This window comes from Gordonia sp. i37 (genome assembly GCF_002043085.1).
GTDB classification, from domain to species: Bacteria; Actinomycetota; Actinomycetes; order Mycobacteriales; family Mycobacteriaceae; genus Gordonia; species Gordonia polyisoprenivorans.
Map to the genome: position 1 here is coordinate 1 of NZ_MVPX01000243.1, position 23,746 is coordinate 23,746.

At 66.6% G+C, this 23,746-nt stretch carries 19 protein-coding genes and 1 pseudogene; 6 read left to right on the top strand and 14 right to left on the bottom strand.

Annotated elements, in window-relative coordinates:
* Positions 1–191: 191 nt before the first annotated feature.
* The 5 genes from B1964_RS11310 to B1964_RS11330 form a co-directional block, all read right to left on the bottom strand.
* The gene (locus tag B1964_RS11310; protein ID WP_079929801.1) at positions 192–371 is read right to left on the bottom strand and encodes a hypothetical protein; all 180 of its coding nucleotides are present in this window, start codon (positions 369–371) and stop codon (positions 192–194) included.
* 107 nt (positions 372–478) lie between these two features.
* Positions 479–1,267, bottom strand: coding sequence for an ABC transporter permease (locus B1964_RS11315; RefSeq protein ID WP_079929802.1), 789 nt, complete (start codon positions 1,265–1,267; stop codon positions 479–481).
* A gap of 46 nt (positions 1,268–1,313) precedes the next feature.
* Complete coding sequence (locus B1964_RS11320; protein WP_079929803.1) at positions 1,314–2,582, bottom strand: APC family permease; 1,269 nt, start codon at positions 2,580–2,582, stop codon at positions 1,314–1,316.
* A 134-nt stretch (positions 2,583–2,716) separates the two neighbouring features.
* The gene (locus B1964_RS11325) at positions 2,717–3,400 is read right to left on the bottom strand and encodes a haloacid dehalogenase type II (protein ID WP_079929804.1); all 684 of its coding nucleotides are present in this window, start codon (positions 3,398–3,400) and stop codon (positions 2,717–2,719) included.
* Positions 3,401–3,517: 117 nt separating this feature from the next.
* Positions 3,518–4,102: a TetR family transcriptional regulator gene (locus B1964_RS11330; protein ID WP_244332060.1), complete on the bottom strand. Its 585-nt coding sequence runs from the start codon at positions 4,100–4,102 to the stop codon at positions 3,518–3,520.
* A gap of 84 nt (positions 4,103–4,186) precedes the next feature.
* Here B1964_RS11330 and B1964_RS11335 point away from each other — a divergent pair, with 84 nt between their 5' ends.
* Positions 4,187–5,125: an aldo/keto reductase gene (locus B1964_RS11335; RefSeq protein ID WP_079929806.1), complete on the top strand. Its 939-nt coding sequence runs from the start codon at positions 4,187–4,189 to the stop codon at positions 5,123–5,125.
* A 37-nt stretch (positions 5,126–5,162) separates the two neighbouring features.
* Here B1964_RS11335 and B1964_RS11340 read toward each other — a convergent pair whose 3' ends face one another.
* Positions 5,163–5,774 (bottom strand): class I SAM-dependent methyltransferase, encoded by a 612-nt coding sequence (locus B1964_RS11340; protein ID WP_079929807.1) that lies wholly within the window; start codon positions 5,772–5,774, stop codon positions 5,163–5,165.
* 99 nt (positions 5,775–5,873) lie between these two features.
* Here B1964_RS11340 and B1964_RS11345 point away from each other — a divergent pair, with 99 nt between their 5' ends.
* The 3 genes from B1964_RS11345 (at position 5,874) to B1964_RS11355 (ending at position 8,827) form a co-directional block, all read left to right on the top strand.
* The gene (locus B1964_RS11345; protein ID WP_079929816.1) at positions 5,874–6,656 is read left to right on the top strand and encodes an alpha/beta fold hydrolase; all 783 of its coding nucleotides are present in this window, start codon (positions 5,874–5,876) and stop codon (positions 6,654–6,656) included.
* A 92-nt stretch (positions 6,657–6,748) separates the two neighbouring features.
* On the top strand, positions 6,749–7,720 hold the full coding sequence (locus tag B1964_RS11350; RefSeq protein WP_079929808.1) for an alpha/beta hydrolase: 972 nt from the start codon (positions 6,749–6,751) through the stop codon (positions 7,718–7,720).
* 9 nt (positions 7,721–7,729) lie between these two features.
* Positions 7,730–8,827, top strand: coding sequence for a helix-turn-helix domain-containing protein (locus tag B1964_RS11355; RefSeq protein WP_253193960.1), 1,098 nt, complete (start codon positions 7,730–7,732; stop codon positions 8,825–8,827).
* 60 nt (positions 8,828–8,887) lie between these two features.
* Here the strand turns inward: B1964_RS11355 and gdhA are convergent, their stop codons facing one another.
* Together gdhA and B1964_RS11365 are read right to left on the bottom strand one after the other, a co-directional pair.
* Positions 8,888–10,237: an NADP-specific glutamate dehydrogenase gene (gene gdhA, locus B1964_RS11360; protein WP_079929810.1), complete on the bottom strand. Its 1,350-nt coding sequence runs from the start codon at positions 10,235–10,237 to the stop codon at positions 8,888–8,890.
* A gap of 121 nt (positions 10,238–10,358) precedes the next feature.
* Positions 10,359–10,787 (bottom strand): SRPBCC family protein, encoded by a 429-nt coding sequence (locus B1964_RS11365; protein WP_014362233.1) that lies wholly within the window; start codon positions 10,785–10,787, stop codon positions 10,359–10,361.
* A gap of 124 nt (positions 10,788–10,911) precedes the next feature.
* Between B1964_RS11365 and B1964_RS11370 the strand changes: the two are divergent.
* Positions 10,912–12,552 (top strand): annotated as a pseudogene (locus B1964_RS11370) (alkaline phosphatase D family protein).
* Between the two features lie 59 nt (positions 12,553–12,611).
* On the opposite strand, the gene B1964_RS11375 reads toward B1964_RS11370, so the two are convergent.
* From B1964_RS11375 to B1964_RS11395, 5 genes are all read right to left on the bottom strand, one after another.
* A complete protein-coding gene (locus B1964_RS11375; protein WP_014362231.1) occupies positions 12,612–13,124 on the bottom strand; it encodes a hypothetical protein in 513 nt (170 codons plus the stop codon).
* A gap of 183 nt (positions 13,125–13,307) precedes the next feature.
* Positions 13,308–18,800: a carboxyl transferase domain-containing protein gene (locus B1964_RS11380; protein ID WP_172398816.1), complete on the bottom strand. Its 5,493-nt coding sequence runs from the start codon at positions 18,798–18,800 to the stop codon at positions 13,308–13,310.
* 309 nt (positions 18,801–19,109) lie between these two features.
* Positions 19,110–19,655 (bottom strand): YceI family protein, encoded by a 546-nt coding sequence (locus B1964_RS11385; RefSeq protein WP_079929812.1) that lies wholly within the window; start codon positions 19,653–19,655, stop codon positions 19,110–19,112.
* Positions 19,656–19,725: 70 nt separating this feature from the next.
* Positions 19,726–20,670: a bile acid:sodium symporter gene (locus B1964_RS11390; RefSeq protein WP_079929813.1), complete on the bottom strand. Its 945-nt coding sequence runs from the start codon at positions 20,668–20,670 to the stop codon at positions 19,726–19,728.
* 33 nt (positions 20,671–20,703) lie between these two features.
* Positions 20,704–21,063: a metalloregulator ArsR/SmtB family transcription factor gene (locus B1964_RS11395; protein WP_014362227.1), complete on the bottom strand. Its 360-nt coding sequence runs from the start codon at positions 21,061–21,063 to the stop codon at positions 20,704–20,706.
* An 84-nt stretch (positions 21,064–21,147) separates the two neighbouring features.
* Between B1964_RS11395 and B1964_RS11400 the strand changes: the two genes are divergently transcribed.
* A complete protein-coding gene (locus tag B1964_RS11400) occupies positions 21,148–23,073 on the top strand; it encodes a heavy metal translocating P-type ATPase (protein ID WP_253193961.1) in 1,926 nt (641 codons plus the stop codon).
* Here B1964_RS11400 and B1964_RS11405 read toward each other — a convergent pair.
* Complete coding sequence (locus B1964_RS11405) at positions 23,065–23,508, bottom strand: PPOX class F420-dependent oxidoreductase (protein ID WP_253193962.1); 444 nt, start codon at positions 23,506–23,508, stop codon at positions 23,065–23,067. The two genes, B1964_RS11400 and B1964_RS11405, sit on opposite strands and share 9 nt — an antisense overlap.
* Positions 23,509–23,746: the final 238 nt, after the last annotated feature.

Consider the following 23,746-nt stretch of genomic DNA (forward strand, 5'->3'; position numbering starts at 1 on the left):
CCAGGCGGCTACCGAAGCCGCTTAACCGATGTCCGGCAAACGGGGGTAACCACAATCCAGACAAGTTGCTGCGGAGTTGCACCGCCTGATCGGCACTGACCACTCCGGCGATTTCTTCGGACGACTTTCCGCGCGAGACCCGTACAGGCGCGCCTCGGACACCTGAATCCCGTCTACGGTCGCGGTCCGAGTCAGTCGTTGTCGGAGGCGGGATCGTTGTCCGTTGCGGGACCATCCTCGGTTGCCCCGCCTTCGCCCGACCAGTCACCAGACGATTCGCCTTCTGCTGGATCGGACTGTACGTCGGGTTTCGCACCCTCTGGCCCGGTGCCGACATCTTCGGTGTGTGGATCGGTCTTCTTCTCGGTCATGTTTGGTTCTGTACCCGAAGCGGCTGTGATTCACACCTGCACGGATCATCCGCTCCGGCTCCAGATCGTCGCCCTCGGAGACATCACGCCCTGCGTGGTGCGTCCGATCAGAGGATGCCGCGAGCGACGAGTTCGGTGGTGACGACAACTGCGACGGCACTTACGGCCAGTAGCGAGATCAGCACGAACAACTGCATGATCGCCGCGGTGGTGACCGACGCGCCGCCCAGGACCATACCGACGAACGCGCCCGGAATGGTGACCAGCCCGACCGAGCGCGTCTGGTCGATGCCGGGGATCAGCGCGGTCGCCGCGGCGCTGCGGCTGATCTCCATCCGTGCCTCACGCGGCACGAAACCCAATGACAGAGCTGCATCGACTTCGCCTCGCCGGGTGGTGAGTTCGTCGTGAGCGCGACGGCCCGCCAACGACGTGGTGTTCATGGCACCACCGAACATGATTCCGGCGGTGGGGATGATCGCCAGACCCGTGGCCGGAAGCACCCCGAGCGTGACGATGCCGGCCACGACGACGATCGTCGGCACCGCAACCGGCAGCAAACACCACAGCGTGCTGCCGATGGCCCGGATCGGCGCACGACGACCGACGATCCGGCCGGCCGATGTTGCCGCGGCCACCGTCGCCATGACGGCCACGAACAGCGTCGAGGCCCACAGCGAGCCGATCACAACGGCGAGGACAGCGGCGAGCGCGGCCAGCTGTCCGGCTGCCCGAATGGCCGCGATCACCACCTGCTGTGCGTGTCCGGTTGCGCCGAGGTAGTTCACCAGCGCTGCGGCAACCACCAGTACAACCACCACGACCCCGAGCGCCGGTCCGATCCGCACCACTGCATTGCCGATATCGTTCACACCTTCATCATTGCCCTGCCGCATCGGCGGGCTCCGGTGGGCACGTAGGCGCCGCCGGATCGACTCAGACTCAAGCTCGACGCCGGGCGCTGACGAGGTAGACGATCGTGCCGCCCATCAGGACGGCCGCACCGGACACCACCGACGCGACAGGCAAACACACCGCCAGCACAAGCGCACCAATTGCGCCCACCATGGGGATCACCCGCGGCGGACGCCCCTCGTCCGGCGAGAGTGTCCATGCCGCGGCATTCGCGATCAGGTAGTAGACCAGAACACCGAACGACGAAAAGCCAATCGCGTCACGCACATCCGCGAATCCCGCAACGACGGCAACCACGACGGCCACGGCCACCTCGGCACGATGCGGGACACCGAATCGGTCATGAATTGCGGCCAAAGCACTCGGCAGGTGACGGTCACGTGCCGTGGCCAACACGGTGCGCGAGACGCCCAGGAGAAGCGCAGCAAGCGAACCGAGCGCTGCGATCGCAGCTCCGAACCGCACCACCGAAACCAGCCAGTCCGCGCCGACCGAACGAACGGCGTCGACAAGCGGAGCCGTCGCCGACGCCAGCCCCGCTGGGCCGAGAGCCGCGAGTGCGGCCACTGCCACCGCCGCATAGACGATCAAACTGATACCGAGGGCGATCGGAATGGCCAGGGGGATAACGCGTGCCGGGTCTCGAACCTCCTCCCCCAAGGTGGCGATGCGGGCGTACCCTGCGAACGCGAAAAACAACAGCCCGGCAGCTTGCAGTATCCCTCCGACAGAGACATCTCCGCCAAGGGCAAGGCGGGCCGGGTCTGCCGACGACGACGCTGCGACGCTGACCACCGCCGCGGCCAGCGCGGCGAGTACCACCGCCACGATGACCCTGGTGAGAAGAGCTGATTTCTGTATACCGCGGTAATTGACTGCGGTGATCGCGACCACGGCTGCGACGGCCACGCCGTGCATATGGCTGGGCCAGAGATAGCTGCCGACGGTCAACGCGATCGCCGCGCACGATGCGGTCTTCCCAACGACGAAGGACCAGCCGGCCAGGTAACCCCAGAAGGGTCCGAGACGGTGCCTGCCGTAGACGTACGTACCGCCCGCCGACGGATACCGAGCGGCGAGGCGGGCCGACGACGTCGCGTTGCAGTACGCCACGATCGCCGCGATCGCCAGACCGATCAGCAGCCCCGAGCCCGCAGCCGCCGCGGCGGGCCCCATCACGACGAACACTCCCGCGCCGATCATCGATCCCAAGCCGATCATCACCGCGTCGAACAGACCGAGACGCCGGCGCAGCCGGGGACCCGAGTCCTCGAAATGCGGGTTCTCCGAAGTCATACCGGCTCCTCGAGTTCGTCAGGATCACAGAATCGTCTACAGGGCGAACGAGCCCTTGTCGCAACGGTGAACTCCAGATGAAGAGCCAATCGCCACCGATACGGCAATCTCTGTAGCAGCTAACTTCGTAGCAGCTAACCCCTCAGCGCCGTCGCGAGCTCGTCCAGCCCGTCGAAGTATCCATCGAACCTGTCGGTGTGAGACGGCGGATCTCCGACGGGGCGGTGAACATACGCGGCTCGCATGCCGGCCGCCTTGGCCGCGCGGAGATCCCACGCGTGGGCAGCGACCATCAACAAGTGGTCCGGGGGTGTGCCCGCGGTCTCGATCGCCAGGCGATACACCTCGGGCGACGGTTTGTACGTACGTACCTCTTCAGCGGAAAGTGCTCGATGCCAACGGAGTTCGGCATGGTCACCTAGTTCTTCCAGCGTCGCGACGCTGGAATTCGACAGTGCGAACACAGTGACGTGCTGCGCCAGTCGGTCGACTCCGGCCGGAGCATCTGCCCACGGACGAAGACGTCGCGTCGCGGCGGCGAGGTGGGCACGTCGTGCGGGATCAGTGATGCCGGCGCGATCCATCACCAGACCGGCCGCCTCGGCATCGAGTTGGTCACTGTTGGCGTAGGCGCGGAGCCCGCGGAGAATTCGTTGCTGCTGTTGCTCTATATGTCCCTGCCACACGGCCAGCAACTCGGCAACATCCTGCTTGTCGCCCGCAGCCTCGGCGATCGCGGTTGTCAATCCCCCGGGCTCGTCGACAAGAGTGCCGAGCACATCGATGACGACAGTCGTGATCACTCCGAGTTCAGACATCGCTGAGCAGCCTACCGTCCCCCACTGGGCGTGTCGGAGACGAATCCAGGCGCGGTAACTGCCGGCCTCCCGGTGGAGGGCGACTCAGGGATTCGCCGGCACATCACGCGTCGTACGTCAGCCCCGCGGCCGCAGCGCGTCGACGTAGAGGTCGAGCACGCGTCGCCGCTGCGCGTCGTCACGGCTGCGGGTCAGGCCGAGGAACACCCCGAGTAGCGCGACGACGGCGTCATCGGCGCGCACGTCGGTCCGCAGGGTCCCATCTTCCGCGCCCGCAGCAAGTATGCGTTCGAGCGTCTCGCCGATACGTTCGCGCGTATCCCCCGCCACCACCGCACCTGACGCGATCGCTTGCGTAAAGGCTTCGGCCATACCGTGTTTGGTGGCAACGAAGGTGGCGTAACGATCCAGCCAATGCCGCAACGTCTCGTCGGCGGAGTGCTTCTCCAACAGGCCGTCCGCGTAGTGGACGACGTCGTCGAGTTCGGACCGGTAGACCGCCTCGACGAGTGCTTGTCGTGTCGCGAAGTTGCGGTACAGCGTGCCCACCCCGACCCCGGCTCGACGGGCCAGCGCATCAAAGGTGATGTCACCTTCGCCGGCGGTGAACGCATCACGAGCCGCCTCGATCAGCTTGGCCCGGTTGCGCACAGCATCGGCCCGCGGCTTTGCCGCAGTTCCGCGTGAACGATCGACGATCAAGTGGAGGACCCTCCGTTTGTGTACACTACAACCAAGCGGAGGTTCCTCCACTTGCCTCGGAGTATTGCACACCAAGGAGCACACATGAGCGATCTCGGACCCACCCCCGGTGGTTCGGCGACGCTGGCCGGCCACCGGGTCGCCCGCATCGGTTACGGCGCAATGCAACTCGATCGCCATCGACAAGACCCCGAGGCCGCGATCGCGGTTCTCCGTCATGCCGTCAATCACGGCGTCGACCACGTAGACACCGCACAGTTCTACGGAGACGGTTTCGTGAACTCCGTGATCGCCCGAGCCATCGACGCCGACAGCGACGTCGTCATCGCCTCGAAGGTCGGCGCAGCCACCAATCCTGGTGGCGCTCATCCCATGCGACCTGCGCAGCGTCCGGCCGAGCTGCGCGCCGCAGTCGAGGACAACCTGCGCACCCTGCGACGGGAACGCCTCCCCCTGGTCAATCTCCGACGACTGGAGATCGGCCCGGGGCTCGCCGCGACCGGCGACCAGATCGTCGACGTCGACGATCAGATGGCCGAGATGGTCGCGATGCGCGACGAGGGCAAGATCGGTGAGATCGGTATCAGTGCGGTACGCATCGAAACGGTGCGTCACCTCTTGCCGGCCGGAATCGCCTGTGTCCAAAATCCTTACAGCGTCCTCGATCGGCGTTTCGAGAGTCTCCTCGACCTGTGCCTCGAGCGCGAGATGGCGTGGGTTCTCTACTTTCCACTCGGTTCCGCATTCCCCGGCATCCCGAAGGTGGGCGAGAATTCCGTCGTCATCGACATCGCTCGAGATCTCGATGTCACCCCCGCCCAGGTAGGCCTGGCGTGGCTACTGGCTCACTCGCCGAACACCCTGCTGATCCCCGGAACGTCCGACATCGGACACCTCGACGCCAACCTCACCGTCGGCGACATCACCTTGAATCCAGAATCCATCACCGCTCTCGACGCGCTGGGCGCCGCAACCACGACGGCCCCCATCGAGGCGCCGCGATGGCCCGCCGAGGCACGCTGAGCGCTACGAACTCGGCAGCTCCGGCTCCTACTCCCCGCTACCCGGCGTTCGGCTTCTGCCAGATCAGTGCATACCGGAACATCGCCAGTCTCCGAAAACGCGCTCCCGGCAACTGTTCTCGCGCACATCGACGCACTTCCGAATAGGAATGCGACGGCGGCCACACGATGGGTGCGGAGTGCTCCCAATAGCCACGACGCCGCGACAGCCACCGATGTTGGAGTATGCCGACCAGGTGGAGTGCGTAGTCGGTGGGCCGTGAGGAGTGAGCCAGGCCGACGACCGCAACGACGCCGCCGGGCGCAGTGAGGTCCGCCAACCGCAGCAGACCCGCTCGGAGATCGGGTAGATGGTGCAGCGTTGCGACCGACGCGACCACATCGAAAGTCCGCCCGAACGGGTAACTCATCACGTCGCCGCACATCCACTCGACTCGTTCGGCTTCGCCTCGTGCTCGATCGAGCACTGCGGCATCGGAGTCGATCGCCGACACGTCCCCAAGCCGTTCGGACAGGTCGGCGGCCAGAAGCCCGTCGCCGGTCCCCACGTCGAGTACTGATCGGGCGTTCGCGGGAACCGCATCGAGGATCACCTGGTGATAGTGGATGTTGTGGTTCCACCTTCGGCGGCCCGGCTCGGTACGCGACACGTCTCGACGCTAGCAATCACTGACCCGGCAACGATGAATTGCGCGGCTCGGCCGAGTCAGTACCGGCATCACATCCACAACAACGTCCGGAGGACCGCGATGCCGTTGGCACTGTATTTCGAGAAGCACGGCGACTCCGGTGGGCCACGGCCACCGCTCGTCCTGGTCCACGGTGGCGCGGGCTCGATAGCGACCAACTGGGAGTACATGATGCCCGCACTGGCCGCCGACCGCCTCGTCATCGGCGTCGAGCTCCAGGGTCATGGCCACACCCCGCATGCCGATCGCCCCTACACCTTCGAGAATTCCGCCGACGACATCGCGGTACTCGTCGGTGACCTCGGCATCCCGCGGGTCGACATCCTGGGTTTCAGCAATGGTGGGCCGACCGTGCTGCGGTTCGCCCAGCGACACCCAGCACTGACGCGGCGATGCGTCATCGCGTCGGGATTCATGCGGCGCGACGGAATGATCCCCGGATTCTGGGACAACTTCGACGCCCCGACTGCCGATTCGATGCCTGATTCACTCGCCGACGCCTATCGGGCGATCAATCCCGATCCCGCCGATCTCCAACGAATGTTCGACCTCGACGTCGCGGTGATGCGCGAGTTCCGGGACTGGACGGACGCGGAGCTGGCGGTACTCGACGCACCGATTCTGTTCGTTAGTGGCGACCACGACATCGTCCTTCCCGAGCACACCGTGTGGATGGCGTCGGCAGTGGCCCGCGGCCGTGCGCTGATCCTGCCTGCAGCGCACGGCGACTTTCTCGGATCGGTGGAGGCCGGAGAACCGGACGCCGTACTCACGCGCGCGTGTGTCGACCTGATCCGACGCCTTCTCGACGAGGAGTCAGTCGAAACCGCTCGCGTCGGATGAGCGAGTCCGAATTCCCGACACCTGTCGGGTGACGCACACCACAACGCGGACGAGACTGGCGTCACCGATCGACCGCAAGGAAAGGTGACGTCATGGCCGACCTCAAGAATCTGGACCCGGAACTCGCAGCAGCGGTGACCATGCTCCCCCAGCTGGGCTTCGACGATCTCGAGGGCGCCCGAACGGGCTTCAACGCCCTGGTGCAGACCATGCTGGACGGTCTCGACCGAACCGGCGTCGAGTTGAAGCTGCTGTCCGCACCCGGCCTCGACGGCGACCCGGAGGTGCCGATCCGGTTCTTCACTCCGGCCGGCGCCGCCGGAGCCCTGCCGACACTGGTGTGGATTCATGGTGGCGGTTTCGCCGTGGGGACCGCCGAGTCCAGCGATCCACTGTGCGTGGCGATCGCTCGCGAGTTGGGCATCGCCGTGGCCAATGTCGAGTACCGCCTCGCCCCCGAGACGCCCTTCCCCGGGCCCGTCAACGACTGCTATGCGGCCCTCGCCCATGTGCACGCCCACGCCGCGGAACTGGGCGTCGACCCGTCGCTGATCGCGGTCGGAGGCCAGAGCGCCGGCGGTGGACTCGCGGCAGGCACCGTTCTGATGGCCCGCGACCGGGGCGAGGTACCGGTGGTGTTTCAGCTGCTCGACATCCCCGAACTCGACGATCGATTGGCCACGACCTCGATGACCGAGTTCACCGACACCCCGATGTGGCATCGCCCGAACGCGATTCTGTCGTGGCAGTACTACCTCGGTCCCGACTACACGGGCCCGTCCGATGCGTCGGTGTCGAGCTACGCCGCGCCGTCACGCGCCACCGACCTGTCGGGCCTGCCGCGCACCTACGTCTCCACGATGGAACTCGATCCTCTTCGAGACGAGGGCATCGCCTACGCCGTCGCGCTGCTGCACGCCGGGGTCAGCGTCGAATTGCATTCGTTCCCCGGGACATTCCACGGCTCGTCGCTCATCGACGCCGCCGAGGTCAGCCGCCGTCAGACCGCAGAGCTGATGGGCGCGCTGGCACGAGCCTTGCGGGTGAGTTCACCGGTCTCGTAGCGTGGTTGTGTGCAAGGTCTGATGTACCGCCTCGCCGAGCTCGACGCCGACTCGGCGGGGATGGTACGGATCATCGACTACTTCGACGCACTCCTGCGTCACGGCGCCGACGTCACCGAACTCCTGCGCGCCAGTGCGGTGCTCGCCGATTGCGTCGTCGGTATCAGGGCCAATGGACTCGTCACCCGGCGATGCACACCGCGGGGCGAATGGCGGCGTCCGTTGGAGGCGTCGGCGGCAACAACCTCCCGCGACATCGTGCTCGACGACCACTGCATCGGGACGGTGTGGATCGAACGTCCGGGTACCGCCCTACCGCTCGATGAGATGCTCGTCGACCGCTTGGCGCTGACGGCAGCGGCGATCATCCGGCCACACCGCGCGCAGTCCGACCTCGAGCAGTCCGCCGCTTTGCTGAACGCCGACGGGGCCGCCACCGCGCTCGATGCGTGCAGTGCGCTCGACGTCGACCCGACCCTTCGTGCGCGCGTCGTGAGCCTGGCCGATCCGACCGATCAGTCCGGCCATGTCGCGCACGTGGCCCAGCGACTCGCCCGGCAACTCTCACCCGGGCGGCTGACCGCCGTCGCCACCGATCGCGATCATCTCGTGGTCGTCACCGACCTCGACGAGACCGTGGCGGCTCTGTCGGCCGACCCCGCGGCGCGGACCGTTGCATGCGGGGCATCGCTGGAATCCGACGTCGCCACCCTCCATCGCTGGGTCGGCACTGCCCGGCTGGCGCAAAAGCACTGCGGCACAACGAATATGGTGTTCTGCGCCGACGAAATCGGCGCCCTGAACCTGTTGCTGACCGTCGCTCCGGAATCGCTGTCGGCCATTCCGGACGTCGCGCGGTGCGACTACGTGCGCCAGAGCAAGAACGGCGCGGACCTGTTGGACACGCTGCGTGTCTACCTCCAGGTCGGCACGCTCAGAGACACCGCAGAGCAGATGCACATGCACCACAGCAGCATCGCGACACGCCTGAAATCACTGTCCGCCGCCGTGCACTTCGACGTCACCGCAATCGAGAACCGTGCTCGGGCAACGGCGATGCTGCTCGTGGACGACCTACGCCGCGACGCCGAGCCGCCGACCCCCTGAGTACCACATCCGACACGCCCCGGGATCCGCCCAGGTTCTCAGACCCAGCGCCGAATCTCGTCAGATCACTCCGAGCGCCAGCATCGCATCGGCGACGTGGGTGAAGCCGGCGATGTTGGCGCCGAGGACGTAATCCCCCGGAACCCCGTATTCGTCGGCTGTCCGCACACACGTCTGGTGGATGCCGCTCATGATCTCCGACAACCTGCTTTCGGTGTATTCGAAACTCCAGGAGTCCCGAGACGCGTTCTGCTGCATCTCCAGAGCACTGGTCGCCACGCCACCGGCGTTGGCGGCCTTTCCGGGGGCAAACATCACACCGGCCTTGGAGAGGGCTTTGATCGCCTCCGGGGTGGCCGGCATGTTGGCGCCTTCGGCGACGACCCGGCATCCGTTGCCGATCAAGGACTCCGCGTCGGTGGCGTCGAGTTCGTTCTGTGTCGCGCAGGGCATCGCGATGTCGGTGGGCACCTCCCAGATGGACCGCCCGGCGACGAAATGTGCTGTTACGCCCCGTGTCCGAGCGTAGTCGGCAATTCGCGCCCGGCGCACGTTCTTGACCTCGCGGAGGAGTTCGAGATCGATGCCGGCCTCGTCCACCACGTAACCACCGGAATCCGAGCACGCCACCACACGTCCGCCGAGTTGGTGCACCTTTTCGATCGCGTATTGGGCGACGTTGCCCGATCCCGACACGACGATCCGACGGCCCTCGAGATCCTCTCCGCGCGCGGCGAGCATCTCCCGAACGAAGAACACCACGCCGTAACCGGTGGACTCGGGACGAACCTGCGAGCCACCCCACGTCAGTCCCTTGCCGGTGAGCACCCCGGATTCGTATCGGTTGGTGATGCGCTTGTATTGCCCGAAGAGATAACCGATCTCGCGGCCGCCGACCCCGATGTCGCCGGCCGGGACATCGGTGTACTCACCGATGTGGCGATACAGCTCGGTCATGAAGGACTGGCAGAAGCGCATCACCTCTCCGTCCGACCGGCCCTTCGGATCGAAGTCGGCGCCACCCTTGCCCCCGCCGATGGGCAGCCCTGTCAACGCGTTCTTGAAGATCTGCTCGAACCCGAGGAACTTCACCACCCCGAGATAGACACTCGGATGGAATCGCAACCCGCCCTTGAACGGTCCGAGAGCGGAGTTGAACTCGACGCGGAAACCGCGATTGATCCGCACGCGTCCGGCGTCGTCGACCCACGGCACGCGAAAGATGATCTGGCGTTCGGGCTCGCACAGTCGCTCGATGATCCCGGCGTCGGCGTAGTGGGGATGCGCGGCCAGTACCGGTCCGAGGCTGTCGAACACCTCGCGGACCGCTTGATGGAACTCGGCTTCGCCGGGATTTCGCGCGACGACCTCGTCGTAGAGGTCCTGCACCTTCTCCTCGAGCCTTGCCATCTCTGCCACCTTCCGCCGACGCGTCGAACCACGACGATCCGGGGACACCGGACGTCTCGCGCCGAGCCTATCGGTAGACAGATATAGCGCCCATTTCGGGCACGATCGACTCGACCTTCCCTCACACGAGGGTGGCGAGATTCTCGATCGACTTCTTCACATCGGACTCGACGATCTTGGCGACGAACCGGCCGATCGGTCCGCCGAGCACGCCCCCGGCCAACTCGGCATTCAGCGCGAACCGCGAACCGTCGGCGCTGCCGGAGACGGTCATCGTCAAGGTGATCCGCACCCCGCCGCGCCCGTGACCCCGCAAAGCGATGACACGCGGTGCATCGTAATCGGTCACCTGCCAGTGAATGATGTTGCGAAATCCCTTGACCCGGATCACCGACGACACCTCGGTGCCTTCGCCGATGTCGGTGGGTACGTCACTGCGCCAACCCCCGAAGATCGTCATCCACTCAGGAAATCGGGAGAGGTCCGAGGCCAGGTCCCATGCGGCCTGCGGGGCCAGATCCGAGTCGATCTCCACGTCGACGTCTGCCATGAACACCCTTCGTCGTCACATCAACTCCGAGGCGACCATACCCACCGGGACGAGCAGGCAAACATCGACGCGACTCATCGAGGACACCCCGACACCGGACAAGCCGGACACGTAGCCTGGTGCGATGGCATTGCTCCTCGGCCCGATCCTGCGGCATGTCGACGCAACGACGGCGTCGGTGTGGATGCAGACCGATCGTCCCGCCGAGGTCGAGGTCCTGGGTTGCCGCGCATCGACCTTCGAGGTCGCGGGCTTTCATTACGCGCTCGTCCGCGTGACCGGCCTGACCCCCGACGCCACCGTCGCCTACGAGGTCACCCAGGACGGCGCCACGGTGTGGCCCGACCCCGGATCGGCGTTTCCGCCCAGCGTCATTCGGACCCGCGGCCCCAACACGGCTGATCGGCTCCGGGTGATCTTCGGATCCTGCCGCTATCCGCGGACCGGTGTCGCCGACCTCGACGACAAACTCGGTGTCGACGCCCTCGACGCCTATGCCACCGCGATGGCCACCCGGCCCACCCCGGAGTGGCCCGACGTGCTGATCCTCCTCGGCGACCAGGTCTATGCCGACGAACTGACCCCACAGGCACGCGCGCACCTCGCGGGCCGGCGTCAGGGATCGGTGCGCAACAAACGACCCGCAGACGAGGTGGTCAGCTACTCCGAATACGAGGGCCTGTACCGGCACACCTGGGGCGACCCGTAGATCCGTTGGATTCTCTCGACCGTACCCACCGCGATGATCTTCGACGATCACGACATCCGCGACGACTGGAACACCTCGGCCACGTGGCGGGCGCAGATGAACGAGCTTCCGTGGTGGCGCGATCGCATCCGTTCGGGCCTCGCCGCGTACTGGGTGTACCAGCATCTGGGTAACCTCTCCCCCACCGAACTCGACGCCGACCCGGACTGCCGGCGAATCGTCAACTCCGACACCGATATCTGGCCGCTGCTCGTCGATCTCGCCGACCGCGCCGACGCCGACACCGCCGAGGACAAGGGCCTGCGCTTCAGCTATCGCTGGGATCTCGGTCGCAACCGCCTGATCATGATCGATTCACGTAACGGCTGAGTTCTGACCGGCGACACCCGAAAGATGCTCAGCGACAGAGAATTCGCATGGCTCTCCGATCAAGCCACCGACGACATCTGCAAGATCGACCACCTCATCCTGGGATCGTCGCTGCCGTGGTTGCTGCCACCGGCGGTAGCCGATCTGCAGTCCATCGACGAGGCGCTCGCCGCCCGGCCGGGACTTCGGGGTCGGCTCGGCGAAAAGATCCGGCAGGCCGCCGATTTCGAGCACTGGCCGGCGTTCTTCGGGTCCTTCGTCACCCTCAGCGCCCTGATCACCGGACTTGCTCGCGACAGACGACTGGCATCGATCACGGTGCTCTCCGGCGATGTGCACCACAGCTACGCCGCGCGCGCCGAGGTGCCGGTCGCCGACAACTGCACCGCCGAGGCGACGCCGGTGTATCAGCTCGTGTGCTCACCGGTCCACAATCATGTTCCGGCATACGTGCGTCCGGTGTTCCGGTTCGGTTGGTCGCGCGGGTTCGCACGCGTCACCCGCACCTGGGCGCGACGACTAGGAGTGCCCGAGCCGCCGCTGCGTTGGAGCGACGAATGCGGTCCGTTGTTCGGTAATACGATCGCGACCCTGACCACCGGTGGCCGGACCGCGACCGTCACCTTCTCCCAACCCGATGGCGACGGAACGCTTTCCGACGTCGCCGTCCTGCGCCTGACCGACTGAACGCCCGACCGACCCGGACAGACGCTCCACCCGAGGCCGTCCGGCCCTGCGCACGTGCGTCAGCCCCCGATCGCACTCCACGGGGCATAGGCCCAACCCACCAGGTGCCACGAGCCGAGATTGGCGCTCGGCAGGATCTGGATGTCGGTGCCGTCACCCCAGCCGGGGGCGAATCCCTGCACGCCACCACTGAGGTAGTGCCCGTCGCCCATGGAGATGTCGACGTGGCCGCCGTCGGAACCCTCGGAGAAGACCAGAGCCCCGGGTGGGGCGGGCAGCGTGCTGTGGCCCTGCCCGCGAGCGGCCAGCTGATCGTAGAAGGCGATCGCCCCGTTGTGCGGGATGGCGTTGGCGGTGGTTTGTCCGTAGGCGGCGTCGACGAAGTCCTCGCACCCGTATTCGCCGAAATCATCGGTGTGCAGCATCGTCGACCCCCGGGCGATCGCGATGCCGCCGTTGCCGACGTCGACGGCCTGGGACACCACCCCGGCAGGCGTGACGGCGGCGGCGGTACCTGCCGCCAGACAGGTGAGCGCAGCGACGGATCCGACGGTGATCAGTAAACGCTTCATGACTTCCTCGATGTGGATGATCAATCCACATCGACGCTGCCACAACAATTGTCGAATTCAGGGTGCTGACAAGACACCCACAGCTCACCCGTAGATCACCCAAGGCGAGTGAAACGGACGACACGGCCCCGCCGTCACCGTGATCGGTGAGGGCGGGGCCGCGGCCTCGAACGGGATGGGCGCTCAGAAGGTCGCCATGCGGTCTCCTGCACCCGCCCAGACGGGGTTGCTCTCGATGGCGGCGATGATGCGCGGACGCAGTTCCGCGGCGTCGATCACCGCGTCGACCGAACCGACCTCGACGGCACGTCGGATGCTGTGCACCGAGTCGAACTCGGCCGCGAGCTCGCTGATCTTCTCCGCACGCACCGACTGACGGATGTCGGCGAGCTCGGCGTTGATCGCGGGACGGTCGGCACCCGAGGCCTGTGCGAGGCGGGCCTCGACCTCACGAACCCGCGGGTCGGCGGCCGTGCGCTTGCCTACCTCACCGGCGAACACGACCGCGGCCGCGGGCGCACCACCGAGCACCGACGCGAACGACCCGTCGATCGCGAGCACGGTCATGTTGGGGTTCAACGCCTTCGAGAACACCACGAACGCGCCGCCGTGGTAGCGCGAGATGACGCAGAAGACGATCGGTCCACGGAAGTTGACGATCGCCCGACCGATCTCGGCGCCGTATTCCAACTGCAGTTTGCGCATCGATTCCGGCGATCCGTCGAAGCCGGAGAGGTTGGCCAACACCACCAGCGGACGGTTGCCGCTGGCCACGTTGATCGCTCGCGCCGCCTTCTTCGACGACTGCGGGAACAACGTGCCTGCGGTGTAGGTGTCGGGCCCATCGGTCGGCTTGTAGCCGCGGCGCTGCACCTCGCGGGACTCGATACCCAACAGACACACCGGGATTCCGCCGAGATGGACGTCGCAGACCACGGCGGTCTCGGCGTCGGCCATCCCCGCCCACCGCTCGAGGACGGCGTGGTCCTGGTCGGCGACGGCCCGCATCACGGTCCGAATGTCGAAGGGCTTCTTGCGATCCGGGTTGTGCGCGGGCGAGAAGATCTGCCCGACCGTGGTGAAGTCGCTGCCGGACAACACATGTGGGTAATCGGAGATGTCGCGGGCGACCGGATCTGAGGATTCGGCACGCCGCGGCGTCTGCTCGCCGGGAACGATGTAGGTGTGATCGTAGTGCGACATCAGCACATCGCGCGCCGAGACGAGATTGGGCGCCCAGTACTGGGCCTGGCCGTTGGGGCCCATCACCCGGTCGTAACCGCCGATACCGAAGTTGTCCTCCGCCGACACGCCGCCGGAGAAGTCCAGGGACTGCTTGCCGGTCAACACCATCGCCGAATCCGGGGTCATCACCAGGATGCCCTTGGTGTGCATCAGCATCGTCGACTCGGCATTCCAGTACGGCTGCGCACCGACGTTGATGCCGGCGACCACGATGTTGATCTCGCCGCCCGCCTGGGTGAACTCGACCACCCGTTTGAGCGCACGAGCGACCCAGTCCATGTTCTCGGTACCGGAGTCCATCGAGATCCGGGCACCCGAGGACAACGCGTACCACTCGAGCGGCACCTGCATAGACTCGGCGAGGTCGAGGGCCGCGATGACCCGGGCGCACTCCGGTTCGGAGAGGGCACCGAGCGACTTCGTCGGATCACCGAGCAGCACCACCCGGGTCACACCCTGCGGGTACTTGTCGGTGGGCGTGGTGATCACGCCGGCGACGATCGCCGCGGAGTTGCGGCCCTTGGGCCGGTCCACCGGCACCAGTCGTTGCTCGTCGTCGAGGTCGTACTCGTCGAAGGACCCGAGTAATCCCACCAGCTCGTAGGGGTAGACGGTGTTGCGACGCGCGGCGCGCAACACCTTCTGCCGGAACGCGTCGACCGGTTCGATCGGCTCGTCGGACGGCTCACCGACGATCACGTCGAAGCCGCCTGCGGCGTTCACCGCGAACCGGACAGCGACCTTCGTCAGCTCGCCGGTCTCGCGATCACGCTGGCGCGCGATCAGCAGGACCTCTTCGAGTCCCACCCCGGCGGCAGTGCCGCGGATGTGGTCGGCGATGGTCTGCAGGTTGTCGCGGGCACCGTCGATCGGCGGCCAGACGTACATGACAATGCGGTTGGTGGTCGAGGTCAGGTTGGACCGGCGTTGCGCACGGCGGATCGAGTCGACGCACGACGAGAGGATGCTCTCGGCACGGGGCAGCGTCAGCAGTTTGCCGTCGGTCTCGCGCAACGCGGTGAGATCGCGGACCTGGGCGAAGGCGATGAGCCGCTCGTCGGACGGATTCTCTTTGGCCACACAGTGGAACAAGTAGACCTCTTCGTCGTCCGCCGACGGCAGACGCGTGAGGTCGAACTTGCGCAGCCGCTCCATCTGCATTCGCTGGGCGATGTACGGGTGCAGCCCGCGGATGAGACGCTCCTCGGCCATGCCCGTCGACGACGGCCGGAACGTGAAGTGGTGATGCATGAGCGCCTCGTTGCTGCCGGCCACCGCGATGGTCAGCCGGTGCACCTGCTGCGGCAGTGACGCCGCGGAGATGCGCTCGTGCAACGCATCGGCCATGGCGTCGAAATCGCTGGGCTGCTCCTCCCACGAGAGGTAGACGTCGGCGTCGACCGAGGCCACCCCGCGCGCCATCGCGGCGAGACCACCGAGCACCGTGTCGAGTTCGTCGAACCGGACCGCGGCCGAGACGAGGCTCAGGCCGTTGCGCTCGGCGATGACGAAGCTCGCACCACCGAACTCCTGCACACGGACGTCGCGCAGTCCCTTGTTGCCGTAGTAGCGGCGGGTCAACACCTCGAGCATGACCGTGTTGTCGGCGATCCCGCGCACCATCCGCTGGCCGAGCAGACGGACCAGCGGCTCGGTGGAGCGGACCATGTCGGCGATGTGCTCGTCACGGTCGGCGGCGTCGGGATTGGCGTCGAGGTAGCGCAGGTGTTCGCGCAGCTCGCCATACACCCGGGCCCGGTTACGGCGCAGCAGTGGCTGGCCGTACCAGGAGTAGACGACGCCACGGGCGAGGTCGGCGATCGCCGGGAACCGCAGCTGCGTCGCGGAGACGAGCTTGTCGAGGGCAACCCCGACACGGTCCTGCAGTTCCTCGCGCGGGGTGGGCTCGCCGAGCCACTCGCGCAGCAGGGTCGAAACCGAGGTGACCGAGTCCGACGGATTCTGCAGGGCCAGGAACACGCGGAAGACCGCGGCCTCGAGTTCGGAGGTCCGGTCGAGATCGGTGACCCCGTAGTGCGCGAGAGCCCGGCTCAGCTGATCGTGGAACGACTGCGGGAGCCCGTCGCGTTCGACGTCGAGGCTCTGCAGGTAGGTGTGGAAGTTCTCCCGCGCGCTGTGGACGTGCTCGACGCCCATCTGGTCCTCGGAAGGACGATTCTGGCTCAGCTCTGCGAGATCGGCGAACACGGTGATCAGTTCGAGTTCGTCGGACAACGGCCGGCGACCGGACTCGATGACCGCGTGCCGGACCGCCAGATAGTCGTCGAGCAGCCGCGTCCGATCGTGCGGATCGACGTCGTAGCCGAGTAGTTGGCTGCGCAGGTCTTCGAGGGTGCGGGTCGAGCGTTCGTGCGGCTCGATGTCGGTGGGCATCGACGGCAACTCGAGTTCGACGCCCTCGGTGGCCTCCTCGGCCGCATCCGCGTCATCGTCGTCGGCGAGGGGTTCCAGGCGCATCAACGCCGCGCCGGTCTCGACCTGGGTGCCGACGGAGACCACGCACTCCTTGAGTCGTGATCGGACCGGCGCCCGCAGCACCGTCTCCATCTTCATGCTCTCGAGCACCAGCACCGGGGCGCCGGCCTCGACCTCGTCACCGACCTCCAGCGGCGTCGCGACGACCAGCGCGGGAGCGGGCGAACGCACCACGCCGCCCTCGTCGCGGCTGACGCGGTGGGTCACGCCGTCGACGTCGACGAGGTGCACCGGGCCGTGGGTGTCGGTGATCAGGCGGTAACGAACGTGATTGATGACCAACTGAGCGGCGTGCTCGTCGAACCGTTCCAGGTCGACGTCGGCGCTGTAGGTCTGGTCGCCGGATTCGATGCCGACGCGGAAGCGGTGCGCACCGATCCGCGCCACACGCACCCGGTAGGTCGCCCCGCGCAGTTTCAGATCCAGCGGACGGCCACTGTCGTGCTGCACCTGCGGGCGACCGCCCGAGGCCGTCGACAACAGACGCTGCCGCTCGACGAGTTCCTCTTCCTCGTAGGCGTCGATCGCGGCAGCGGCCAGCGCGATCGCCGAGTGCCGATGGGCGACGAGGCCGCCCTCGGCACGAACGCGGTCGATCCAGCCGGTGTCGGCGCTGCCGTCGATCACCTCGGGCTGATTCAGCAGTTCGAGGACGAAGCTCTTGTTGGTGGCGCCGCCCTCGATGATGACGCGGGTCTCGGTCATCGCCCGGCGCAGACGACCGAGGGCTTCATCGCGGTCGCGGCCGTAGGCGATGATCTTCGCGATCATCGAGTCGAAGTCGGCGGGGATGGTGTCGCCGGCGCTGACACCGGTGTCGACGCGGATGCCCGGGCCCGCGGGCAATTCGAGACGCGCGATCCGACCCGGCGCGGGCGCGAAGTCGCGGTCGGGATCCTCGGCGTTGAGCCGCGCCTCGATCGCGTGACCGCGCTCGGCGGGCGGCTCGCCTTCGAGCTTGTTGCCGGAGGCGACGTGCAATTGCGCCCGGACGAGATCGAAGCCGGTCGTGGTCTCGGTGATCGGGTGCTCGACCTGCAGTCGGGTGTTGACCTCGAGGAAGGCGAACAGCTTCTCGCCGGGGTGATAGAGGAATTCCACGGTCGCCGCACCGCAGTAGCCGACGGCGACGGCGAGTCGTTCGGCCGACGCCTTGAGGTCGGCGACCTGCTCGGGCGACAGGACCGGCGACGCGGACTCCTCGATGATCTTCTGATTGCGGCGCTGCACCGAGCAGTCACGCACACCGAGAGCCCACGCGGTGCCCTGACCGTCGGCGATCACCTGGACCTCGACGTGACGAGCGCCGGTCACCAACCGTTCGAGGAAGACGACACCACTACCGAAGGCGCGTGCGGCTTCGTCGCGGGTGCGGGCGTACGCCTCGCGCAGGTCGTCGTCGTTGGTGATGACGCGGATACCGCGACCACCGCCGCCGGCGGTCGCCTTGAGCATGAGCGGATAGCCGATGTCGGCTGCCGCGGTGACCGCCTCCTCGACGCTGTCGACCGCACCGCGGCTCCACGGGGCGACGGGTACACCGACCTCTTCGGCGATGAGCTTGGCGCCGATCTTGTCGCCGAGTTTGCGCATGGCCTCGGCCGACGGGCCGATGAAGGTGATGCCGATGCGGTCGCACAGTTCGGCGAACAACGGGTCCTCGGCCACGAACCCCCAGCCGACCCACGCCGCGTCGGCGCCGGTCTCGAGCAGTGCACGCTCGAGCACCTTGAGGTTCAGGTACGGCCGCTCGGCCGCCAGGCCGAGGTCGTAGGCGATGTCGGCCTCACGGACGAAGGTCGCGTTGCGATCCACATCGGTGTGCAGTGCGACGACCTCTATCGACTGTCCTGTTTCTGCGCACAGGCCCCGAACGGCGTGAATGAGACGGACGGCCGACTCACCCCGGTTCACGATGGCAATGCGAGTGAACATCACCGACTCCTCATCTTTTGTCATACCCAACGATTGTCCGCGCGCGGGGCGCGGATGCGGCCACGATCGTCCCCACCCGAATCGCGCGGGGTGGATCCGGCGGGCGCTGTGAACGCGCCGACAACCGATCGGGGACGATTCTTACGAATGATTTCGCTACGCGCGAGTACGTACCCGACACACCGAGAAGATCACACCGATCCGCGGGCGTCGGATCCACGGATTCGCGAGCGTGTAACTGCGACAACGGATATTGATTTACCCGTCGGTAGGCACCGTCTCGATGCAGTGAGCTCACGCCGTCGATCGTCACCTGGTGTGGTCCACCTCGATCCTCACAGTCACCTCGTCGGCGACCTTGAGCGCACCCATCATCAGGGCGTACGGCTTGATCCCGAACTCGGTCTGCACCAGCGGCGTCTCGGTGGTGATGTGCCACCGACCCGAGGCGTCGGTGACCGTGAGCTCCAGCGGGTGACTACGGCTGCGGCCGAGGATGCACACCGCACCCTCCACGCGATAACCGTTGTCGGACTTGATGATCGAGCTGGATTCGTATTCGATCTCACGAAACTTGCCCGCCTTGAGTGATTTCAGGGCATTGGACCTCGCCACCGCACGCTCCGGACCGGACATCGGCGTGACCCCACCCTCGCCGGAACGGACCTGCAACGAATCGACGACGATCCTCGCGGTCAGCGATTCCGGCTCGGAACCGGCCCACCGCACCTGCGCGCTCCATTCGGTCATCTCGATCGTCAGTCGGTGGCCGGTGCGCGCGGCCGGACCGGTCACGTCGGTACGAACCGTCACCGTCCCGTCGGCGGCGGACAGCTCCCACGTCGTCGAAACCATGACCGCGACTCTAGTCGGCATTGCTGCCATCGACGGCGACCTGAGGAAGATGCCCGGGCACGGCGCGGACTCACCGCTGCACCGACAGGAGACGCGGCACCACCCGCACACAGGCCACCATCCCGACGACCTCGACGAGCGTCTGGGTGACCACAACGACCGCGGCGGCCTCGAATCCCGCGGGGAGGGCCAACGCCAACGGAAGGACCACCAGCGAGTTGCGCGTCACTCCGCTGAACATCACCGCCCGGCCGGCCGGAACGTCGAGACGCGCCCACCGGGCGATGACGAGCCCGATCCACGGCATCACCACGAGAAAGGCCACGTAGAACGGAACCGCGGCGAGCACCGAGCCCGCCGCGTCGCCGACCATCGGGAGCTGCGAGGCGACGACCACGGCGAGCGCGAGCATCATCAATGGGACCATCGTCGTCGACACTGCCGTCGAAAAGCGTTGCCCCCGAGAATGTCCCGACGACCACCATTGCGTCGCCCAGGCTAGCCCGAGCGGTATCACGATCAACACGACAAACGCCTCGAGGAACGGCTCCACGTCGACCACCGCAGCGAGGTCGGCACCCAGGAATGCCATCAACAACAGTGGCAGCGTCACCATCTGCACGATGAGCAGCAGGGGCGTCGACACCAGGAGTCTGCGTCGGTCGCCGCCCGCCAGGCCGGTGAAGACGATGACGTAATCAATGCACGGACACAGGAGCACCAGCAGCATTCCGATGCGGATCGCCTCGTTGCCCGGCAGAAACGAATACATCGCACCCACGACGAGCGGGACAGCGACGAAATTGACGACGAGCACCGCACCGAGAAATCGGAGATCACGCAGTGCTGTGATCACCCCGCTCGCGGGAACCTGCAGAAAGGTGACGTAGAGCAGGGCCGCCAGTGCAGGGGTGACCAGGTGGGTGAGCCCAGGAGCGAGGCCGGGCGCACCGACGCCGATCACTCCCCCGACGATCAACGCGAGGAGATACAGCGGAACCTGACGGTCTTCCATCACAACCAGGGTTCCATCACAAGCGTCGCGGTGTTACGCGAGATCGCGCGATCCGCGGTCACCGAGATGCAGATGCTCGATGTGATAGACGGCCTCGTCGAGGAGTGCGGCGACATGGGAGTCATAGAGGCTGTAGACCACGCTGCGGCCCTGACGCTCACCCACCACGAGTCCCAGCGCGCGGAGCAGGCGCAGCTGATGCGACACGGCGGGCTGTTCCATGTTGACCGCTTCGGCGAGTTCGGTCACCGCACAGGGCCCCTTGCGCAGCCGCGTCAAGATCATCAGCCGATTCGGGGATGCCAAGGCCTGCAACGTCTCGGCGACCGTTGCCGCCGCAGCGGCGTCGAGTTCGGCCGCAGGGGTCGATCGCCCCTGGACTCCGTGTCCCATGGGCGACATTCAACCATGGGCGCATTACATGTACATATCTACATGTGTATTCTTCTGCATATGAAGATGGTGACGTCGCGTTCGATGAGCACGGTTCGACCGGGCCGCTCCTGGCACGCGATCGCGTTGTCGGTGCCGTCGGTGCGGTGGGCACTGATCGCGGTCGTACTGGGCGCTGCGGGCGCCCTCCTCGATGTATGCGGTGGTCCCGGATGGGCGGCTGCCCTCGCTTACCTCGGCTGTTATCTCAGCGGCGGGTGGCAACCGACCCTCGACGGGCTGCGGGCCCTGCGTGCCCGCACTCTCGACGTCGACCTGCTGATGATCGTCGCGGCGATCGGCGCGGCCGCGATCGGGCAGGTCTTCGACGGAGCGTTGTTGATCGTCATCTTCGCGACGTCGGGTGCACTCGAGGATCTGGCCACACGGCGCACCGAGGAGTCGATCCGCGGCCTGCTCGACCTGGCGCCCGATCAGGCCACTCTGGTCGCCGACGACGGCATGGTCGAGACCGTTGCGGCGTCGGCACTCGTACCCGGCGACGTCGTCGCGATCCGGCCCGGCGAACGACTACCCGCCGACGGCATCGTCATCGACGGCGCCAGCGATGTCGACCAGGCGTCGATCACCGGCGAGCCACTACCCGCACCGAAGGCATTGGGCGACAAAGTCTTCGCCGGCACATTGAACGGCACGGGAGCCCTGCGCGTGCGGGTCGACACCGCAGCCGGCGAGACGGTGGTCGCCCGCATCGTGGGCATGGTCGACGAGGCGTCGGCGACCAAGGCGTCCACCCAACTGTTCATCGAGAAGGTCGAGCGGGTGTATTCGGTCGTGGTCGTCTGCGCCACATTCGTGGTGTTCGCGGTACCGATGGCGCTCGGCGAGGACCTGCGAACCAGCCTGTTGCGCGCCATGACGTTCATGATCGTGGCATCGCCGTGCGCGGTGGTCCTCGCGACGATGCCACCACTGCTGGCCGCGATCGCCACCGCGAGCCGACACGGAGTACTGGTGAAATCGGCTGTTGCCCTGGAGAAGTCGTCTCGGATCACCCGCGTTGCCCTGGACAAGACCGGCACTCTGACCACCGGCGCGCCCACGGTCACCGCCATCATCGAACTCGACAACCCGAATCGATGGCACCGCAACGAGGTACTGGGAATCGCGGCCGCGGCCGAACAACACAGCGAGCACCCGGTGGGCCGCGCCATCCTCGCCACGGCCATCGACGCCGGCTGGACCCCGCAACCGGTCAGTCGGTTCGCCGCGATTCCGGGTCACGGGGTTCGGGCGCGCGTCGCCGATCACGATGTGGAGGTCGTCAACGCCACCGCACCGGCCATCGATGCCGGTATCCGTGCTCGTGCCGCGACCACCACGGCAACCACGGTCGTGGTGCACGTCGACGATGCAGCGGCGGGCGTGATCGAACTGCGCGATCAACCACGCGCAGAGGCGAGAGCGGCAGTGGCGTCCCTCCGTGCGGCGACGGGTACGTCCCCGATCCTGCTCACGGGCGACAATGACGCTGCAGCAACAGATCTCGCACATCGGGTGGGAATCGTGGACGTCCGGGCGGGGCTGCTCCCCGAGGACAAGGTGGCCGCGGTCGGCGAGCTTCGGGTGGGTGGGCACCGGGTGGCCGTGGTGGGCGACGGCGTCAACGATGCACCGGCACTGGCCACCGCCGATGTCGGTATCGCGATGGGTGGGATCGGCTCGGAGGTCACCCTCGACACCGCCGACATCGTCATCGTCGGTGACGACCTGACCGCCGTGCCCGCGATCCTGCGCCTGGCCGCTCGAGCCCGCCGGATCGTCATCGCCAATCTGGTGATCGCGGCGACCGTCATCGCGCTCCTCGTCACATGGGACATCGTCGGGACCTTGCCCCTGCCGCTGGGTGTTGCCGGCCACGAGGGATCGACGATTCTGGTGGCGCTCAACGGTCTACGCCTGCTCTCGCGTCGCGCGTGGCCGGCCGACACCGGCGGCGGGTCAGCGTAACTTGGCCCCGTACACCCGGGTGATGGCCAACTCCATCAGCACCCGCCGATCGGTCACCATCACCTCGCGGTACTCCGCCCAATCCGGATGTTCCCCCGCCCCGCGCCGGTAGTACTCGACGAGGGCGTCGACCTCCGGTCCGTCCGGGTCGGTCCCCGGCCCGGTGAGGGTGGCGGTGCCCTCGGCGGTGGCCCACGTGTACCCGTCGGCACTGGTGAATTCGATGGCGGCGCGGGGATCCCGTCGCAGATTGGCGGTCTTGGCACGCCCCTCGGTCATCGACACATAGATGCGGTCGGCGTCACCGTCGTAGACCACGGTGACAGGCGAGAGTTGGGGAATACCGTTGGCCTTGATGGTCGCGAGGATCCCGATCGAACTCTCTGCGATGAGAGTGCGCGGATCGAAGGCTTCGGTAGCGGTCTCGGTGGTCATGGCTGTGCCAACCATGGACCGCCACGGCGGTATTCCATCGACCGATCGACATCCGAGGATCACAGCGAGCGGTCCACGTAGGGTCATCGTGACCAGACAGCCCAGACACTCGGTCGACATCTTGGGAGGACCAGGCATGACCCCACGCATACTCGGACGCGGCGAGAACACCCCGCTGGCGTCCGATCGGCTCACGGTGGCGGTCGGTGCATCCGCTGGTGGATCGGCGCTCGATGTG

What these genes read in the sequence shown, in the direction of transcription:
- B1964_RS11310 (WP_079929801.1), bottom strand. Translation starts at nt 371, where the DNA reads ATGACCGAGAAGAAGACCGATCCACACACCGAAGATGTCGGCACCGGG.
- B1964_RS11315 (WP_079929802.1), bottom strand. Translation starts at nt 1,267, where the DNA reads ATGCGGCAGGGCAATGATGAAGGTGTGAACGATATCGGCAATGCAGTG.
- B1964_RS11320 (WP_079929803.1), bottom strand. Translation starts at nt 2,582, where the DNA reads ATGACTTCGGAGAACCCGCATTTCGAGGACTCGGGTCCCCGGCTGCGC.
- B1964_RS11325 (WP_079929804.1), bottom strand. Translation starts at nt 3,400, where the DNA reads ATGTCTGAACTCGGAGTGATCACGACTGTCGTCATCGATGTGCTCGGC.
- B1964_RS11335 (WP_079929806.1), top strand. Translation starts at nt 4,187, where the DNA reads ATGAGCGATCTCGGACCCACCCCCGGTGGTTCGGCGACGCTGGCCGGC.
- B1964_RS11345 (WP_079929816.1), top strand. Translation starts at nt 5,874, where the DNA reads ATGCCGTTGGCACTGTATTTCGAGAAGCACGGCGACTCCGGTGGGCCA.
- B1964_RS11350 (WP_079929808.1), top strand. Translation starts at nt 6,749, where the DNA reads ATGGCCGACCTCAAGAATCTGGACCCGGAACTCGCAGCAGCGGTGACC.
- gdhA (WP_079929810.1), bottom strand. Translation starts at nt 10,237, where the DNA reads ATGGCAAGGCTCGAGGAGAAGGTGCAGGACCTCTACGACGAGGTCGTC.
- B1964_RS11365 (WP_014362233.1), bottom strand. Translation starts at nt 10,787, where the DNA reads ATGGCAGACGTCGACGTGGAGATCGACTCGGATCTGGCCCCGCAGGCC.
- B1964_RS11375 (WP_014362231.1), bottom strand. Translation starts at nt 13,124, where the DNA reads ATGAAGCGTTTACTGATCACCGTCGGATCCGTCGCTGCGCTCACCTGT.
- B1964_RS11380 (WP_172398816.1), bottom strand. Translation starts at nt 18,800, where the DNA reads ATGTTCACTCGCATTGCCATCGTGAACCGGGGTGAGTCGGCCGTCCGT.
- B1964_RS11385 (WP_079929812.1), bottom strand. Translation starts at nt 19,655, where the DNA reads ATGGTTTCGACGACGTGGGAGCTGTCCGCCGCCGACGGGACGGTGACG.
- B1964_RS11390 (WP_079929813.1), bottom strand. Translation starts at nt 20,670, where the DNA reads ATGGAAGACCGTCAGGTTCCGCTGTATCTCCTCGCGTTGATCGTCGGG.
- B1964_RS11395 (WP_014362227.1), bottom strand. Translation starts at nt 21,063, where the DNA reads ATGGGACACGGAGTCCAGGGGCGATCGACCCCTGCGGCCGAACTCGAC.
- B1964_RS11400 (WP_253193961.1), top strand. Translation starts at nt 21,148, where the DNA reads ATGAGCACGGTTCGACCGGGCCGCTCCTGGCACGCGATCGCGTTGTCG.
- B1964_RS11405 (WP_253193962.1), bottom strand. Translation starts at nt 23,508, where the DNA reads ATGACCACCGAGACCGCTACCGAAGCCTTCGATCCGCGCACTCTCATC.